This is a genomic window from Mycobacteroides sp. H003 (assembly GCF_001440135.1).
In the GTDB taxonomy this organism is placed as follows: Bacteria; Actinomycetota; Actinomycetes; order Mycobacteriales; family Mycobacteriaceae; genus Mycobacterium; species Mycobacterium gwanakae.
Genome location: NZ_LJYL01000020.1, coordinates 153347 through 170127, shown reverse-complemented (window position 1 = coordinate 170127; position 16781 = coordinate 153347). Strand labels below are relative to the sequence as shown.

At 63.7% G+C, this 16781-nt stretch carries 15 protein-coding genes; 4 read left to right on the top strand and 11 right to left on the bottom strand.

Annotated features, from left to right (window positions below):
• Positions 1 to 15: 15 nt before the first annotated feature.
• Positions 16 to 936 carry an acyl-ACP desaturase gene (locus AOT87_RS14860; RefSeq protein WP_057968071.1) on the bottom strand — a complete coding sequence of 307 codons (921 nt, stop codon included), beginning with the start codon at positions 934 to 936 and terminating at the stop codon, positions 16 to 18.
• Positions 937 to 1031: 95 nt separating this feature from the next.
• The gene (locus AOT87_RS14855; protein WP_057968027.1) at positions 1032 to 2999 is read right to left on the bottom strand and encodes a CocE/NonD family hydrolase; all 1968 of its coding nucleotides are present in this window, start codon (positions 2997 to 2999) and stop codon (positions 1032 to 1034) included.
• 172 nt (positions 3000 to 3171) lie between these two features.
• Between AOT87_RS14855 and AOT87_RS14850 the strand changes: the two genes are divergently transcribed.
• Positions 3172 to 4062, top strand: coding sequence for a RecB family exonuclease (locus tag AOT87_RS14850; protein WP_030095594.1), 891 nt, complete (start codon positions 3172 to 3174; stop codon positions 4060 to 4062).
• A complete protein-coding gene (locus AOT87_RS14845) occupies positions 4059 to 4868 on the top strand; it encodes a thioesterase family protein (protein ID WP_057968028.1) in 810 nt (269 codons plus the stop codon). The genes AOT87_RS14850 and AOT87_RS14845 overlap by 4 nt, the downstream gene beginning before the upstream one ends.
• 1 nt (position 4869) lies before the next feature.
• Here the strand turns inward: AOT87_RS14845 and AOT87_RS14840 are convergent, their stop codons facing one another.
• Together AOT87_RS14840 and AOT87_RS14835 are read right to left on the bottom strand one after the other, a co-directional pair.
• Positions 4870 to 5532 (bottom strand): MOSC domain-containing protein, encoded by a 663-nt coding sequence (locus AOT87_RS14840; RefSeq protein ID WP_057968072.1) that lies wholly within the window; start codon positions 5530 to 5532, stop codon positions 4870 to 4872.
• Between the two features lie 22 nt (positions 5533 to 5554).
• Positions 5555 to 6220: a TetR/AcrR family transcriptional regulator gene (locus tag AOT87_RS14835; protein WP_057968073.1), complete on the bottom strand. Its 666-nt coding sequence runs from the start codon at positions 6218 to 6220 to the stop codon at positions 5555 to 5557.
• A gap of 129 nt (positions 6221 to 6349) precedes the next feature.
• On the opposite strand from AOT87_RS14835, the gene AOT87_RS14830 reads away from it, so the two are divergent.
• Positions 6350 to 7750 carry a cytochrome P450 gene (locus AOT87_RS14830; protein ID WP_057968029.1) on the top strand — a complete coding sequence of 467 codons (1401 nt, stop codon included), beginning with the start codon at positions 6350 to 6352 and terminating at the stop codon, positions 7748 to 7750.
• Between the two features lie 34 nt (positions 7751 to 7784).
• Positions 7785 to 8462 carry a nuclear transport factor 2 family protein gene (locus AOT87_RS14825; protein WP_057968030.1) on the top strand — a complete coding sequence of 226 codons (678 nt, stop codon included), beginning with the start codon at positions 7785 to 7787 and terminating at the stop codon, positions 8460 to 8462.
• Positions 8463 to 8484: 22 nt separating this feature from the next.
• Here the strand turns inward: AOT87_RS14825 and AOT87_RS14820 are convergent, their stop codons facing one another.
• The 7 genes from AOT87_RS14820 to AOT87_RS14790 all read right to left on the bottom strand — a co-directional run bounded on the left by AOT87_RS14820 (position 8485) and on the right by AOT87_RS14790 (position 16760).
• A complete protein-coding gene (locus AOT87_RS14820) occupies positions 8485 to 9141 on the bottom strand; it encodes an ABC transporter permease (RefSeq protein ID WP_057968031.1) in 657 nt (218 codons plus the stop codon).
• A gap of 100 nt (positions 9142 to 9241) precedes the next feature.
• Positions 9242 to 10483: a fatty acid desaturase gene (locus AOT87_RS14815; RefSeq protein WP_057968032.1), complete on the bottom strand. Its 1242-nt coding sequence runs from the start codon at positions 10481 to 10483 to the stop codon at positions 9242 to 9244.
• 186 nt (positions 10484 to 10669) lie between these two features.
• Positions 10670 to 12268: an NADH-quinone oxidoreductase subunit NuoN gene (nuoN, locus tag AOT87_RS14810; protein ID WP_057968033.1), complete on the bottom strand. Its 1599-nt coding sequence runs from the start codon at positions 12266 to 12268 to the stop codon at positions 10670 to 10672.
• Positions 12265 to 13863 carry an NADH-quinone oxidoreductase subunit M gene (locus AOT87_RS14805; RefSeq protein ID WP_198528413.1) on the bottom strand — a complete coding sequence of 533 codons (1599 nt, stop codon included), beginning with the start codon at positions 13861 to 13863 and terminating at the stop codon, positions 12265 to 12267. The genes nuoN and AOT87_RS14805 overlap by 4 nt, the downstream gene beginning before the upstream one ends.
• The gene (gene nuoL / locus AOT87_RS14800; RefSeq protein ID WP_109398864.1) at positions 13857 to 15722 is read right to left on the bottom strand and encodes an NADH-quinone oxidoreductase subunit L; all 1866 of its coding nucleotides are present in this window, start codon (positions 15720 to 15722) and stop codon (positions 13857 to 13859) included. Before nuoL ends, AOT87_RS14805 begins: the two co-directional genes overlap by 7 nt.
• A gap of 13 nt (positions 15723 to 15735) precedes the next feature.
• The gene (gene nuoK, locus AOT87_RS14795; protein WP_030095583.1) at positions 15736 to 16035 is read right to left on the bottom strand and encodes an NADH-quinone oxidoreductase subunit NuoK; all 300 of its coding nucleotides are present in this window, start codon (positions 16033 to 16035) and stop codon (positions 15736 to 15738) included.
• Positions 16032 to 16760 (bottom strand): NADH-quinone oxidoreductase subunit J, encoded by a 729-nt coding sequence (locus tag AOT87_RS14790; RefSeq protein ID WP_057968076.1) that lies wholly within the window; start codon positions 16758 to 16760, stop codon positions 16032 to 16034. Before AOT87_RS14790 ends, nuoK begins: the two co-directional genes overlap by 4 nt.
• Between the last annotated feature and the right edge of the window lie 21 nt (positions 16761 to 16781).

The window sequence follows — 16781 nt, the reverse complement described above, 5'->3', positions numbered from 1 at the left end:
GGCGCGAGCGATTCCCTACACCCGCGCCGCGGCCCGGATCGCCGCCTTCTCCTCGTAGTACTTTGCACGCTCATCCACGGCGGCAAGGAATTTCACGAGAGTGTCACGGGCCTGCTCCCCTTCGGCTCCGATATCGGAGCGTTCGAACACCCGCCAGAACCTCAGGATGGGTTGCAGAACCTCATCGTGATGGATGCGCAGGTCGTAGATGCCCGCTTTCGCGATGGCTATCGCGTTCTGCGCAAATCCCGCCATCCCCATACCCGGCATCGCGAAACCGACGATCTCCTTGCAGATGGCCTGCATCGCAGCATCGGGTTCGATATCGAGTGCCGCCGACATGAGATTGCGATAGAAGACCATGTGCAGGTTCTCGTCCAGCGCGACGCGCGCCAGCAGCTGATCGGCGATGGGGCAGCCCGAAGCCTTCCCCGTGTTGCGATGAGATATCCGCGTGGCCAGCTCCTGGAACGACACGTACGCGAGCGCCTCCAGGGGCGTCTTGTCCCCTGAGTCGTAACCGGCGATGGTGTGCGCCATGCGCATCGCTTCGAGGTTGCTCGGGTCAACACCACGGGTGACCACCAGATAGTCGCGAAGTGCGATGCTGTGCCGCCCTTCCTCCGCCGTCCACTGGCCCACCCAGGTTCCCCATGCCCCGTCTCGCCCGAATCTCGTGGCGATCTCACGGTGATATGACGGCAGGTTGTCCTCGGTCAGCAGATTGACGATCAACGCCGCCTGGGCGATCGGGTCGAGCGGGCTGTCCTCCGGTTTCCAGTCCTCTCCGCCCAGAAATGCGAAGTCCCGGCCCCTGCTCCAGGGCACGTAATCATGTGGGGCCCATGGCCGCGCGGCGCTCAGGTGCCGCTCGAGATTCGCCTCGACAACGGGCTCCAGCTCGGCCAGTAATCGTGTTTGCAGTCCGGTCACCATCTCGTCCACCTCTCTGTTCGGCCTACCGCGATCTGTAACCTACGGTACCGTAAGTTACAGAAAAAGTAGCTGAGAAGTTGGTGAACTGGCGAGGACTAAGCGGCCCCGGCGCCGGTATCGAGAATCACGGGTGCCACCAGGTAACTCGGCTGGCCGGGATCCAGGACAAGGGCCTGGCCGTGACGGCTCGCCCACAGCTCCGGAATGGACGGGATGTACCTCGGCAGACTGGCCGCCGCGACGACCACCCGCAGCCGGTGCCCCGCCGCGATCACCGCATCTACCTCGGTGAGATCGATGTCGAGAGTTGTTGGCATGCCGGGTTTCACCGGAAGGGTCGCTCCCTTACCGGTGGGATGCCAGGGCGATAGGTAGTCTCCGTCCGCGGTACGCAGACTCTTGTCCTCATCCACCCCGCGGCGCGATGCCAGCAGCGCACCCTCGGCCAGCATCCGGGAGAAGCCGTCGGGCGCCACGTCCGTTACCGATACGACCCAGAACGCCTCCGTACCTATGGCTTTGGTGCGCAGATGAAGGTTCAACGCCCCGGAGATCACCCACGGCCGCACAGCGGGGCTGCTGGTGAAGGTAAGTGCCCCACGCTCGAAGTACCGAGAGTCCTTGAGCCCGGACGTACCCAGCACGGCGGTGATACCGGCCGTCAGCCGGGAGGTGGTGGGTGATTTCAGCAGTCCCATCCGTCGGCGAAGGAGGTGCTCGGTCTTGTTCAGCGGCACAGCACCCGTCAACGACCCGTCGAACGTCGAACCAGCCCCCACCCCTGAGGGTTCGGCATCCAGATAGAACCGTTGCGGCTCGGCTTCGGGCCGCGGATAGACGTCCAGGGTGTGCCAACCGCCATTTTGCTGTTGCAGGGTGAGCGGGCCGTAGCTCTCCACTCCGTTGTCAATACCCTTGAGCCACTTGTCAAACCACGCACGCTGCAAGACATCCAGCCGGGGAGGTCCGTCTTCGCGGCCAAGCTGTGAACCCGGGGACCCGTGGTATCCCTCGTTGATGACGACCTGAAACCTGCCACCCGCCGACGCGGCTCGGCGATGGATACGCAGGGCCGCTGGACCGAAGATGTCGTCCCACGCCCCATAGACAAACGTCGGGATCTCGATGTCTTCGAACCGGGGACTGATCTGCTGGAAGTACTCGTCGTTGTCGATCAGCGCACCCGCGCCACGCAAACCCTCGAAGATGTACCGCACCACACGGTTCAGTGGTGCGCGCAACCGCCCCGCGAGCCAGCCCAGGCCGACGCCGCCACGTATCACGTCCGATGGCGACGGCAACCACTTTCCCAGCGCAACGGCGAGCATCCAGATGGGAAGGAAGAATGTCTGCGCCCCACCGGTTTTCATGAGGTCACGGGAGATGTCGCTGACCGGCTCGACCGCGAATACCGCACCGAGACCCGGCACCCGGTTGCCGGCGGCCTGCAGCGCGTTGATCGAACAGTACGAGATGCCATACATGCCGACCGAACCATCGCACCACGGCTGCGCCTGCGCCCAGGCCACCACCTCGGCGGTGTCCCGCTGTTCGAGATCGTTGAGCATTCCCCAGTCACCCGAGGAGGCGCCGGTACCGCGAACATCGACAACCACTTGGGCGTACCCACTGCGGATCAGCGAGTCGTTCACTCCGAACGTCGTCAGGCCGCCACCGGGAATCGCCCGTGCCAGCTCGGCAAGCTCCAACAGACGCGGATTCCTGGGCGGCAGGGCCGGCACGGTAATGCCGAACCGGTGCAGGCCCCGCAGCAGCCATGCCGCCAGGTGAGTAACGGATTTGTTGTAGGGGGTGAGGTTGAAGAGCACCGGCACCGGGTCATTGACCGGGGTCCCGTCGGCATTGGCCGGCCGGAACACCTGGGCCTTGAGCACGGTCCCGTCGGACAGCGGTATCGAGACATTGGGAGTGAAGGACACCCGGGAGTACCGACTGGGCCCATCGGCCAGCGCGGTCCACCGCTCGGCGAGTTCAGAACCGGCGAACCCGGCGTCCTTCACCTGCGGACTGTCCAGCGGGCTTCGATGTTTTGCCGTCGTCACTGCGCATTCCTCTCGCGTGGAGCGTCGTCGCCCCATGGCCAATAAGAGGTTCACGTTACTTCGAGTACGGATACTTTGGGGACGACTTGTGACATGTGTTGAACGGAGCCCACCAGCTTTGTGCCCGGCGTGGCGTCAGCACCTGTCGGACACGATGCCTAGGCTGCCAACCATGAAGGAGACCACGCAGAACCGGCCCACGCGCCGGCCCGCGCTGTCCCCTTCCCGTGCCAGCGACTTCAAGCAATGCCCACTGCTGTACCGGTTCCGCGCGATCGACCGCCTCCCTGAGCCGCCCTCGACAGCGCAGGTGCGCGGCAGCCTCGTGCATGCCGCCCTGGAAGATCTTTACGCCCGGCCCGCGGCCGATCGCGAGTACGCCACCGCCGCGGGATTGGTGCAGCCCGCGTGGGAACGCCTCGTGGAATCGAACCCCGAACTCGCGGCGGTGGTCGAGACCGAGCGCCTTCCGGCGTTCCTCGACGAGGCGCGAGATCTGCTCTCGGGCTATTACCGGCTTGAAGATCCCACCCGATTCGATCCCGACAGTTGCGAGGAGCGCGTCGAGGTCGAGCTGTCCGACGGCACGATGCTGCGCGGATTCATCGATCGCATCGACGTCGCCCCCGGGGGCGCGATGCGTCTGGTCGACTACAAGACCGGACGCGCACCGCGCGCCTTGTTCGAAGCCAAGGCGTTGTTTCAGATGAAGTTCTATGCCGTCGCGCTGTATCGCACACGCGGGGTGGTGCCGCGACGGCTGCGGCTGCTGTATCTGTCCGATGGCGAGGTTCTCGACTACACACCGGATGAGGCAGAGCTACTCAAGTTCGAGAAGACGCTCATGGCGATCTGGCGAGCGATTCAGAACCTCGGCACCACCGGCGACTTCCGGCCCAATCCCTCCCGGTTGTGCGACTGGTGTGCCCATCAGTCGCTGTGTCCCGCGTTCGGCGGCACGCCGCCTCCCTACCCGGGCTGGCCTTCCGATTACGGTGTCTCCGATACTGATATCGAAGATGCCGAAGCCTCCGCGACCGCCATCCCGGGAGATGCCGCATGACGTTGGACCTGACGGGCTGTTACTACCGGCGATTGGACACCGACGGCGAGTTCCAGGTGTTCGAGTCCACCGAGCTGACCGCCAGCGGATGGGGGCCGAACCTGCAGCACGGCTCTCCCCCGATGGCATTGCTACTCAAGGCCATCGAGGAGCTGCCGGAGCCGCGCGAGAGCCTGCGGATCGGCCGGGTCGCGCTCGACATTCTCGGCCCGGTTCCGCTGGAGCCGGTGCGAGTACGGGCATGGATTGAACGGCCGGGTCGGCGCATCGTGCTTGCCGTGGCCGAGATGGAAGCGCGCGCCAATGGCGGTTACCGTGCGGTCGCGCGGGCCAGCGCGTGGCTGTTAGCGACCTCGGTGACCGCCGACAAAGCCAGTGACCGATACCCACCCTTACCCGAGTACCCGCCCGGCCCCACGCCGCCGGCTTTCGGCTTCGAGGGCTCTAACTACTCAAAATCGGTTGATTTTCAGTGGTTTTCGGTACCCGAGGGAGAACCGCAGGTTGCCTGGATGCGGCCACATGTGCACATCGTCGACACCGAGCCCACCACCGGATGGCAGCGGCTGGCGTCGGTCATCGACTCCGCGAACGGCATCGGCGCGGTGCTCAACCCCCTGCGGTTCGTCTACATGAACACCGATACCGTGATGCACGTCCACCGGATTCCCCAGGGCGACGAATTCGGCGTACGCGCCCGCATGTCGGTCGGACCCGACGGAGTCGGCGTGACCACGGCGGAGATATTCGACCGCCGCGGCTACATCGGCTCGAGCGCCCAGACAGTCCTGGTGCAGCGGCGGTAGGTTAGGCCGATCCGCTCCTGCGCCTGACCGTCTCCTTGACGTGCTCCGGCAACGCGGGGGCATCGAGAAGCCGCGGAAGCAACTCGGATTCGAGGGTGAGCGCCCGGAACGCAAGTCCCACGGTCACATCATGCTCCGGACGATTCTTGACGGCGATGCCGTCACCCTCTCGCACCACCCCGGGTGAGATCACCCGGAAGTATGCGCCGGGGATCGCTTGCGCCGTAAAGGTCTTGACCCACCCGCGCAGGTCAAGCCAGGCCGCAAAGGTCCGGCACGGTATGCGCGGCGCGGACACCTCCAGCACCAGCCCGCCGTCACCGATATGCCACTGCTCACCGATGAGCGCGCCGGTCACATCGATCTCGCGGGTGGTCAGATTCTCCCCGAACTGGCCGTTCGCCAGCTCTCGCCCGAGCGTGCCCTGCCACCAGTCCAGGTCCTCGCGGGCGTATGCATACACGGCTTGATCGTCGCCGCCGTGCACGCCCGTATCTCCGATCGCGTCACCTTCCAGGCCGCTGCCGGCACCCTCGGATGTACCACCCGGCGCGCGGACGGCTATGACCGAATCGGTGGGATGTTTGTCGATGCCGGTGCGCGTTGGTCCGCCTGCCGGATTCGACCGCAGCTGGCCCACGTTCACCGTCAAAACTGTAGCCACCACACCAGGATACGGAGCGCACCTAACGGGCGGCACGCATGAGGGGTAGCAGATATCGGCCCGCGAATTCGCGGGTGTTTTCGTCGGTGTCGGTCGGCACCAGCGCGGAAGGGTTCACCAGAAACGTCGACGTCAGCCGCAACGCCAGGTCGAGCGCGCGCTTCACCGCAGGAACGGGATAGTCCTCGTCGGCCAGTAGTTCCGCGATCACCGCAAGCAGGCCCTGATACCCGGACGCATTCACGTCAAAGACATTCCGTGAGAACGATTCCGCGTCGAATTCCTTGAGCGCCAGCACCAATGGATGATCACGCGCCTCACGCATGCCCATGACGAATGCCTCGACCATCCTGTCCTCGGCATTCGATAAGGGCGCGAGCACAGCCTGCGCCCTCATGAAGAATTCGGTTGTCTCCCGGACCAACACCGCGGCGACGATGTCTTCCTTGTCTCCGCATTTGCGGTACAAGGTCGGGCGGGACACACCGGCGCGGCGTGCGATATCCCCGACAGCGGTGCGAGCGATCCCGTGGGCAACGAATTCCTCGCGGGCGGCATCCAACAAATGAGCGGTCGCCACATTCGTGTCGGACAGTGTTCCGGTGACCAGCTGCCGCAGCAACGAGTCGATCTCTACCACGGACCCGATAGTAACGGCGGGGACCTGCGAAACCTCGCTGCGACTCACAGCCCCTCCGTTTGGCACATCTAGCTGGCATTTGAATCAATGAATTACTTTTGATTCAGTATTGCATAGCGGCTGGATCGGCCATACACTTCGCCACCAGAATCACCGTTCCGCACAGAAGAGGCAGCCATGCACGCCACCGGCACTAACTCCCCCGCGCAGGAAACATCGCAGACCCCAGGACCCCGACTTGCCCCGCGGCTGCCCGTGCATCGGGCCGCACTGCTGGGGCTGAGCTGCCTGGGTGACCCGTTTCGGCTGCCGTACCTGCTACTGCCCAAGATCGCGAATCGATACGGCGACATCGTCCGCCTCTTCACGGGCCCGAGCCCCGCGCTCACAGTCACCCTGATCAACCATCCCGAGTACGTCGACCATGTGTTCACCCGCCACCACGACCGATACGCCAAGCACGAGGCCACCATCGAATTGGTCTCCGGAGAACCGGCCGCCCTCCCCTTGCTCGAGGGCCAGGAGTGGAAACGAGTCCGCACCGCCTTCAATCCGTACTTCGGCGAACGCGCACTGGCGGCAGCGACCCCGCTCATGATGGAAGGGATCACCGATCGGGTCGATGCCTGGTCACGCCATGCGACCAGCGGGCAACCCGTGGATCTGGAACATGAACTCGGCGCGGTCGTGATGGACGGACTGATGCGCTCGATGTTCAACGTTCAGCTCGGCTCCGACGAGATTGATCATGCGGTCGACGGTGCGCGTCGGTACGGCCGCTACGTCATCAGCCGGGTCGCCATGCATTATCTGCCCGGCTGGATGCCAAATCCCCTGCGTCGCAGCGGCGAACAGTCCAAGGAGGAGCTATTCGGGATCCTTGACCGCTTCGTCGACGAACGGAAAGGGTGCCCGCTGCCCGACTCGCCCGATCTCGTGGACGCATTGATCGGGCTGGAATTCGAGGGCTGCCCGCAGACACAGCACCGCAGACGGCGCTCCGAAGCCGCCGGGTTGGTGTTCGCAGGATTCGAGACCACCGCCGCCGCGCTGGCCTGGACCATCGCGCTGCTGTGCCGCAACCCGATCGCTCTCGGTAGGGCGTATAGGGAGATTGACGCGCTAGGCGGAAAGACGTTGGAGTACGACGACCTGGAGAACTTGAAGTATCTGAGGGCATGTTTCGATGAGGCACAGCGTTTCCAGGCGGCACCCGCCAACATCCGAACGGCCGTCCAGGACGACGAGATCGGCGGCTATCTCATTCCCCAAGGTTCACACGTCGTGATCACGCAATACGCACTACAGCGCGATCCCCGGTTCTGGAAGGACCCGGAAACGTTCAACCCCGAACGATTCCTGACCGACAAGATCAATCGGAATGCGTTCCTGCCGTTCAGTATCGGACCACGCAAGTGCATGGGCACCAGGATGGCCTACATCGAGGGGACCCTAGTCCTCGGAACCATCTTGCAGCGCTATGCATTCCAGATCCGCGATGGCTGGACACCCCGACACCGAGTACGCGTCTCCACCGGCCTGGCTGGCGGCCTCCCGACGCGGCTCCTCACCCGCTGAGCCATCACACAGTTCCCACAACGAAAGGAAAAAGATGAGCAGATTGGAAAAGTTGGGCCCCTCACCGGAACACGCGCAGTATCAGGCACTCATGCCGGAGTTCTGGAAGAAGGTGCGGCAGCAAGAAAAGAACGACATCGAGCGCGGGCTTCCCGCCCAGGGCCGAACAGATTTCGCCTACACATGGTTTGATGCCTGGGCCGAGCAGGACATCAAGAAGATCGATTACTGCATCGCCGAGGAGTGCAGCTACATCGACAGCACGACGTTCCAGGAGAACAGGCTCGGACGTCAGTTCACGATCGACAACTGCCAGGCCGCCTTCGACGTCTTCCCCGACTTCGCGTTCTACCCACAGGACGGAACCAACCGGTCACTGCCCTACTGGGACTACTTCGACGATCAGTGGCGGGTGACCATTCCGTGGCGAGGTATCGGCCGCATGATCGGTGAGACCATCGAGCCCAACACGGGAGCCAAACTCAAGGGAACCGGCCGCTGCCTGAATTTCATTGGTATCGACCGCTATACACTGACTGAAGACTTCAAGATCACCCACATCGACACCGACTGGGACATGCTTTACGGTGCCGCACAGCTCGCCGGATTAGGCTCCCTCATGCACAGCCAGCGTCTTCAAGGGATCGGGCTGCGCGCCGCCAGCCTGGTCGCACCGGTGTTTCGCCTGGCGACCCTGCTCACCACAAGGTGACCGATCTCGCCAGCCGGTCAGGTCAGCGCGACGCGGAAACACCTTTGTAGCAAGCGATTAGGCCACCGATAAGCCCGAGAGCCACCGCTTCGATGGCCACAATCAACACATTGAAGGGACTCAACAACTGCGTCAAGTTCTCGATGAAAAGACTCAACGGAGTGTGCTTGCCGAATGCCGAGAAGAAATAGACACCGGCTGCGCCAACAGCTATGAAGGCCAACGGCACCGCGGCGACCGCGGTGGCGAGGACTCGAGGGACAACAAACCCGTGCGTGACGTCGACGCCCCGGCCCCGCATGACCTCAATCTCTTGTTGGATCCGGGCGGAATCGGCCTCGGCAAACACCACCGTCGCGCCGGTGGCCGCGGCCACCAAGACCGCGTGCGTCGGGAACCCCGTGGGGCCGAACACCAACGCCTCCAGCACGAGCACTATGAGCACCGCGAGCGGTATCGCCACCATGCACATCGGCAGAACCGACACTCTGGCGATCGACCACACCTGCCGGAAGAACTCGCCCACCGCCGGTGGACGACGCACCATGGCACCAAAGGTCTCCAGTGTCATGGCCAGGAAGCCGGACAGTGTGCGTGCCGGCTTCTCGGCAGAACCCGAGATCAGGGCATCCCCTCGGCCCGCTTGGGTTACCGCCGGGGCCTCTGCGTACGTAGTCACACATCACTGCATAGCGCGTTCCGCCCGCGTCCGCGGCGGAATCATCAAGATCATCAGAGCAGATCCACGCCCCCGGTGGGCGTGATCGGCCGCTCAGAAACTAGACGGACACCTTGGTGCGGCGGCGCTCACGGACCATCGCGATGGCAGTCTTGAGCCCGCGCCGCGGAACCGAATTCGGTTCGGCCACGGGTGGTTCTAGGACCACGAACATGCGCTCGCTACGAGTCTCCGGCGCATTGTCGGCCGTGGCATGCAGGAATCGATCCGGCAACGACAACTTGGCAATGGTGCGCCAGGTCTTCGCGTATTGGAACAGCATCGATCCGGTGGTGTACGGAAGGTCGTAGCGATCGCAGATCTCGCGTACCCGCAGCGAGATCTCGTGCAGCCGGTTGCTCGGCAAGTCCGGGTACAGGTGGTGCTCGATCTGATGACACAGGTTGCCACTCATCAGCCGCATCGTCGGCCCCGCATCGAAGTTCGCGCTGCCCAGCAGCTGACGCAAGTACCACTGGCCACGCGTCTCGTTCTCCATATCGGTCACGGAGAACTTCTCGGCGCCGTCCGGAAAATGCCCGCAGAAGATGACGGCGTTGGACCAGAAGTTGCGAATCAGGTTGGCCGTCGCCGTGGCGGTCAATGTGGATCGGTAGGTCGCCCCCGGCGACAGCGCGGTGATTGACGGGAATGCGACGTAATCCTTGAAGACCTGCGAACCCGCGGACGTGATCAGCTCACGCACCCGCTGCTTGGTCGCCTCGCGGGTTTCCTTTGTCCAGATCTTGCGGAACTCCAGGTGCTGCAGGGCAATTCCCCACTCGAATCCCGCCGCGAGGATGAAATTGAGCGGCAGGTTCAGGAGGTTGCGCACCTTCCACGGCTCGTCGCGCGTGACACGGAGGATCCCGTAGCCCACGTCGTCGTCCAGATCGAGGATGTTGGTGTACTTGTGATGCTCAACGTTGTGCGTGAAGCGCCAGTGCTTGGAGGCGCCGGCCATGTCCCACTCCCACGTCGAAGAGTGAATCTCGGGATCGTTCATCCAATCCCATTGACCGTGCATGACGTTGTGGCCGATCTCCATGTTCTCGATGATCTTGGCAACGGCCAGCGTCACGGTGCCGGCCCACCATGCGGAGCGCTTCTTGCTCGCCGCCAAAAGGGCGCGGCCAGTCAATTCGAACGCGCGTTGCGCGCCGATGGTACGCCGGATATAACGGGCGTCACGCGTACCGCGCGACTCCTCGATCTCACGCCGGAGCCCATCGAGCTCGACGGCCAGGTTCTCGACGTCCTCGCTGGTGAGATGCGCGAATGCCGAGATGTCCGTGATCGCCATTGGTGTCCTTCCGCAGCTGCGATACCGCCACCCTACGGTACCGTAGGTTACTCGCCGGTAAATGGACACGCCACAGGTGGTGACAACCAGGCCACGCTATGCCTCGACACGCCGCATTTTGCACGGATCAGAGGCGTGTCGGCACCGAAGACGGCGTGTCGAAACACCGGTGGCCCGTGATCGGACTCACGGAACGAAGTGAGCGAGATTCCCGACGAGATCAAGCAGTGGCTGCGGCACTATGCCGAGCAGAACCGTGACGAACGCACTCACCCCGATCGATATCGCCACCGCCGGACCGGGGATCCGAAGCACCCCGGAGTGCTCGACCGGATCGGCGAAGAACATCAGCACGATCACCCGCACGTAGAAGTAGGCGGCGATGGCGCTGCACACCACACCAACCACCACCAGCGGCACGGCACCGCCGGATGCGGCGGCCTCGAAGACCGCGAACTTGCTGACGAATCCACTGGTGAGCGGAATGCCCGCGAAAGCCAGCAAGAACAAGGCGAAGACGATGCCGAGCACGGGTGATCGGCGGCCGATTCCTGCCCACCGACTCAGATCGGTGATCTCTTCGTCCTCATCCGGTCCGCCGTCGCCATCACCGGAACGAACCAGCCCGGCAATGGCGAATGCCCCCACGGTGCTGAAACCGTATGCCGCCAAATAGAACAACGTCGACGACACACCACGTTCATTGGCGGCCGTGACCCCGGTCAGCAGAAACCCGGTATGCGCCACCGCGGAATAGGCCAACATGCGTTTCACATCGGTCTGCGTGACGGCACCGATCGATCCGATCAGCATGGTCGCGATCGCCACCGCCCACAGCACCGGACGCCAGTCGGCCGTGATTCCCGGCAGCGCGACATACAGAACCCGAAGCAGCGCACCGAAAGCCGCGATTTTGGTGGTGGCTGCCATGAATGCGGTAACCGGGGTCGGCGCCCCTTGGTAGACGTCGGGGACCCAGAAATGGAAGGGCACCGCCCCTACCTTGAACAACAGGCCCACCGACAGCATGGCCACACCGAGCAGCAGGAAGGACCGCTCGCCGGCATCGGCGCTGACGGCCCGCGCGACGGCGTCGAGTTCGACGGTGCCGGCGTATCCGTACACGAAGGCCGCCCCGAACAGAAAGAATGCCGAGGAGAACGCACCGAGCAGAAAATACTTGAGCGCCGATTCCTGGGACAGCAGCCGGCGTCGTCGGGCCAGTGCGCACATCACGTACAACGGGAGTGAAAACACCTCCAGGGCAACGAACATCGTCAACAGGTCGTTGCAGGCGGGGAACAGCATCATGCCCGCGATCGCGAACAGTGTCAGCGGGAAGATCTCCGTTTGCGTAATACCGGTCCGATTCAGTACCCCCTCCGGCTCGCTGCCCGGAACGCTCGACGCCTGCGCGGCGAAGGCGTCCAGCCCGCCGCCGACGGCAACCGTACTGGGAAGGGCCACGGCTGTTCTGCGCTGCGCCATCACCGTCAGAGCCAGGCCGGAGGCCACCAGGATGAGCCCCTGCAGATAGAGCGTGGGGCCGTCTATCGCCACGGCGCCGTTCATGACGACTTCACGCGTACCCCCCAGCGCCACCACGGCCGCAAAGGCGCCGAAGATCCCCCCGGTGGCCAGCGCCAGCTGGGTCGTGAGCCGGTACCGTCGCGGAACGAACGCCTCGACGAGCACCGATACCACCGCGACCCCGAACATGATCAGCATGGGAGACAGCGCGCCGTAGGCGATCGGCGGCGTGGGAAGAATCCCGATATCGGTCATCGTCGCTCACCTTCGCCGTGCCGCAGGGCAACATCGGCCACTGCCGGCGGCGGATCCTTCTCGTTGACGGTGCGTAGCGTCTGTTCCACCGCCGGATTCACGATGTCCAACAGTGGCTTGGGATAGATACCCAGCACCAGAAGCATGGCGATCAACGGCGCGACCACGGTGAGTTCACGGCGCTTCAGATCACCGATGCTCTCATTTCCCGGCGCCAACGGTCCCGTCATCATCCGCTGATACATCCACAACACGTAGATGGCGGCCAACACCAACGCGATGACCGCACACGCCGCGGCCGCCGGATATCGCGTGAATGTTCCGACCAGCACCAGAAACTCGCTGATGAACGGTGCCAGCCCGGGCAGCGACAGGGTGGCCAGACCGGCTACCAAGAAGGAGCCGGCAAGAACGGGTGCCACCTTCTGCACTCCCCCATAGGCCGCGATGAGTCGAGATCCTTTGCGAGACACCAGAAATCCTGCCACCAACATCAGTGCCGCGGTGGAGATGCCGTGGTTGACCATGTACAACGTCGAGCCCGATTGCCCCTGGCTGGTCATCGCGAAGATGCCCAGGATGATGAACCCGAAATGCGATATCGAGGTGTAGGCGATCAGTCGCATCACATCGGTCTGACCGATCGCCACGATGGCGCCGTACACGATGCCGATGACCGCCAGCGTGATGATCACCGGGGTGAAGTATCTGCTGGCCTCGGGGAACAGCTGAATGCAGTACCGCAGCATCGCGAAGGTCCCCACCTTGTCCACGATCGCCATCATGAGCACCGCACTGGCCGGGGTGGCGTGCACAGCCGCATCGGGCAGCCACGTGTGAAATGGCCAGAGCGGGGCCTTGACCGCAAACGCGAACATGAACCCGAGGAAGAGCGCCTTCGCGACACCCGGATCGATCCCGAGCGCGCCGGTGGCGACCATCTCGGTGATATCGCGCAGATCGAACGTGCCGGTCTGGCCTCTGGCGGTGACCACGTAGAGACCGATGACGGCCGCCAGCATGATCAGGCCGCCAAACAGGTTGTACATCAAGAACTTCACTGCCGCGCGCGAACGTTGCTTGGCATCTGAATGCGTGCTCCCGAATCCCCCGATCAGGAAGTACATGGGGATCAGCATGGCCTCGAAGAAGATGTAGAACAGCAGCACGTCCAGGGCGGAGAAGGACAGCAGCACCATCGATTCCACAATCAGGATCAAGGCGACATAGCGTTGTGCCAGAGGCCGATTTCCGTATCCGGGCGCCTCTGCCCCGTCATTCCATCCGGCCAGCAACAGCACGGGCAGGAGCCCCGCGGTCAGCAGGACCAGCGCGAGCGCGATCCCGTCGAGCCCCACCGCGTACTTCATCCCGAATGCGGGTATCCAGGACATCGATTCGACGAACTGATATTGGGGTCCCGCCGGGTCGAACGCAATGGCTAGCCCGATCGCGACGACCAGTACCAGCAACGAGGCACTCAACGCCACATACTTGGCCAGGGTCCGCCGGCGACCCGGCATGATCAGCACCGTGGCGGCGCCTATCAGGGGAATGAACCACAGAGCTGTCACGGCACCCACGGCGCTCACCACCTCACTGCCATCAACACGGCGACTACCAAAGCCGCTCCGGCACACATGGACAACGCATACGAGCGGACATGGCCGGTCTGTAGGCGACGCACCCAGTTCGACACCGCGCCCAAGGTTGAGGTGACCGCGTTGACAAGGCCATCGACCCACCGGTCGTCCGCGAGCACCAGCCCCCGGGCGAGACGCTGCCCGGGGCGCATGAACACCGCCTCGTTGACGGCGTCGCTATACAGGTCCCGGCGAGCGGCGGCGGTAAGCGCCGAACCCCGAGGAGCCGACTCGGGTACGTCGGCGCGGTACATCCGGTATGCCACACCAGCACCGCAGAGCACCACCGCGACGGTGACGACACTGATGACCCAGGCTGCAACGGGTAACTCGCCGTGGTGCGCACCCACGACCGGCTCTAACCAGTTCTGCAACGCTCCGCCGAAGCTGAGCAGGAATCCCGCACTCACCGAACCGATGGCGAGCACCATCATCGGCCACGTCATCACCGACGGTGATTCGTGTGGATGCGCGTCCGGTTTCCAGCGGCGGGTGCCGAAGAAGGTCAGCAGCATGACCCGAGTCATGTAGAACGCCGTAATCCCGGCGCCCAGTAGTGCCGCCGCCCCGAGAAGAAATCCCCCGGCGCCGCCGTGTCCGAAGGCGACCTCGATGATCTTGTCCTTCGAGTAGAACCCCGCAAACGGTGGAACTCCAATGATGGCAAGGTATCCCAGCCCGAAGGTAACAAAGGTGATCGGCATGACGGCGCGCAGCCCGCCGTAGCGGCGCATGTCGGTTTCCTCGTTCATACCGTGCATGACCGAGCCCGCACCGAGGAACAGCCCGGCCTTGAAGAACCCGTGTGTGAGCAGGTGCATGATCGCCACGGCATACCCGGCGGGGCCGAGTCCGGCCGCCAACACCATGTATCCGATCTGCGACATGGTGCTCGCGGCCAGGGCCTTCTTGATGTCGTCCTTGGCGCAGCCGATGATCGCTCCGAAGAGCACGGTAACGGCGCCCACGATCACCACCGCGACCTGTGCGTAAGGCGCGCGTTCGAAGATCGGCCCGGACCGGGTGATCAGGTAGACACCCGCGGTGACCATGGTGGCGGCGTGGATGAGCGCGGACACCGGGGTGGGGCCTTCCATCGCGTCGCCAAGCCAGGACTGCAGCGGCACCTGAGCCGACTTTCCACACGCCGCCAGCAGCAGCGCCAATCCAATTGCGGTGTTACGACTCTCACCCGCCGCACCGGCCGACCCGAGTACCTGCGCAAAGCCGACCGAGCCGAACGTCGCGAACATCAGCATCATGGCCAGGGCCAGCCCCATATCACCGACACGGTTGACGATGAAGGCCTTTTTGGCTGCGACGGCGGCCGACGGTTTCTGGTACCAGAAACCGATCAACAGGTAGGACGCCAGACCGACACCTTCCCACCCGACGTACAAACCCAGGAAGTTGTCGGCGAGCACCAGCAGCAGCATGGCCGCCAGGAAAAGATTCAGATAGCCGAAAAACCTTCGCCTCTCAGGATCATGCTCCATGTATCCGATCGAGTAGATATGGATGAGTGAACCCACTCCGGTGATCAGCAGGGCGAAACACACGGACAGCTGGTCCAGGGTCAGCCCGAAATCGATGTGCAGCGCCCCAACCGGAACCCAGGTGAAAAGAGTCTCGTGCACTGCGCGCTCGGTGCCCGTTCGGCCGAGCATGCCGACGAACGAAACGACCGCGACAAGAAACGATGCGAGTGCCGTCGCACAGCCCAGCAGATGCCCCCAGGAGTCACCCCGACGGCCGACGAGCAGGAGTACGGCCGCACCCGCCAGCGGCAGCGCCGGCATGAGCCATGTCACGGGGACTTCCCTCCTAGAGTTTCAACAAATCGGCGTCGTCGACCGAGGCCGACCTGCGAGTACGGAAGATGGTCATGATGATCCCCAGCCCCACAACCACTTCCGTGGCCGCGACCACCATGGTGAAGAACGCGATGACCTGACCGTCGAGGTTCCCGTGCATCCGGGCGAAGGTGACGAATGCCAGGTTGGCCGCGTTGAGCATCAGCTCGACGCTCATGAAGACCACGATCGCGTTGCGGCGCAACATCACGCCGGCAGCCCCGATGGTGAAGATGAGTGCGGCCAGGTAGAGGTAGTTGGCGGGATTCACCTGGCCTCCATGTCCCGCGGGGTAAGCACGCCGCTGACCGACAACTCCGAGAAGGATCCGTCGGGAAGCAGCGCAGGTACGTCCACGGCGTTATGCCGGGCGTAGACACCCGGGTTGGGCAACGGGGTGGCCCGGTCTCCATGCTGAAAGCGCCGAATTGCCAACTCCCGCTGGCCGCCGGTCTGCCCCAGCTTTTCGCGATGCGCCAGCACCATCGCGCCAATCGTCGCGGTGATCAGCAGAGCTCCGGTGAGTTCGAAGGCCCAGAGGTAGTCGATGAAGATGCGCTCGGCCAAACCCTCCACGTTGCCGCGGCTGTTGGCCTGATCGAGCCCGACGAACACTGTCGTGGAAGCGTTTCCGATACCGGCGATAGCCAGGATCCCGAATCCCAACCCGGCGGCGATCGCACCCACCCGCTGCCCCGGCAGGGTCTCCACCAGAGAATCCGAGGAATCCACGCCCACGAACATGAGCACGAAGAGGAACAACATCATGACCGCCCCGGTGTACACCACCACCTGGGCGACGCCCAGAAACAACGCTCCCTGGGCTACGAAGAAGACCGCGAGAATGACCATCGTCATGGCGAGGAAGATCGCCGAGTACACCGCCTTGGGGGCCGCGATCACACCGAGTGCGCCCAGAACCGCGATGGCACCAAGTACCCAGAACGTCACCGCCTCCCACGTCGGTGTGCGGGATAACCCCTCGGCGGCAAGCACTGCCACCTGGCCGGCCATGAA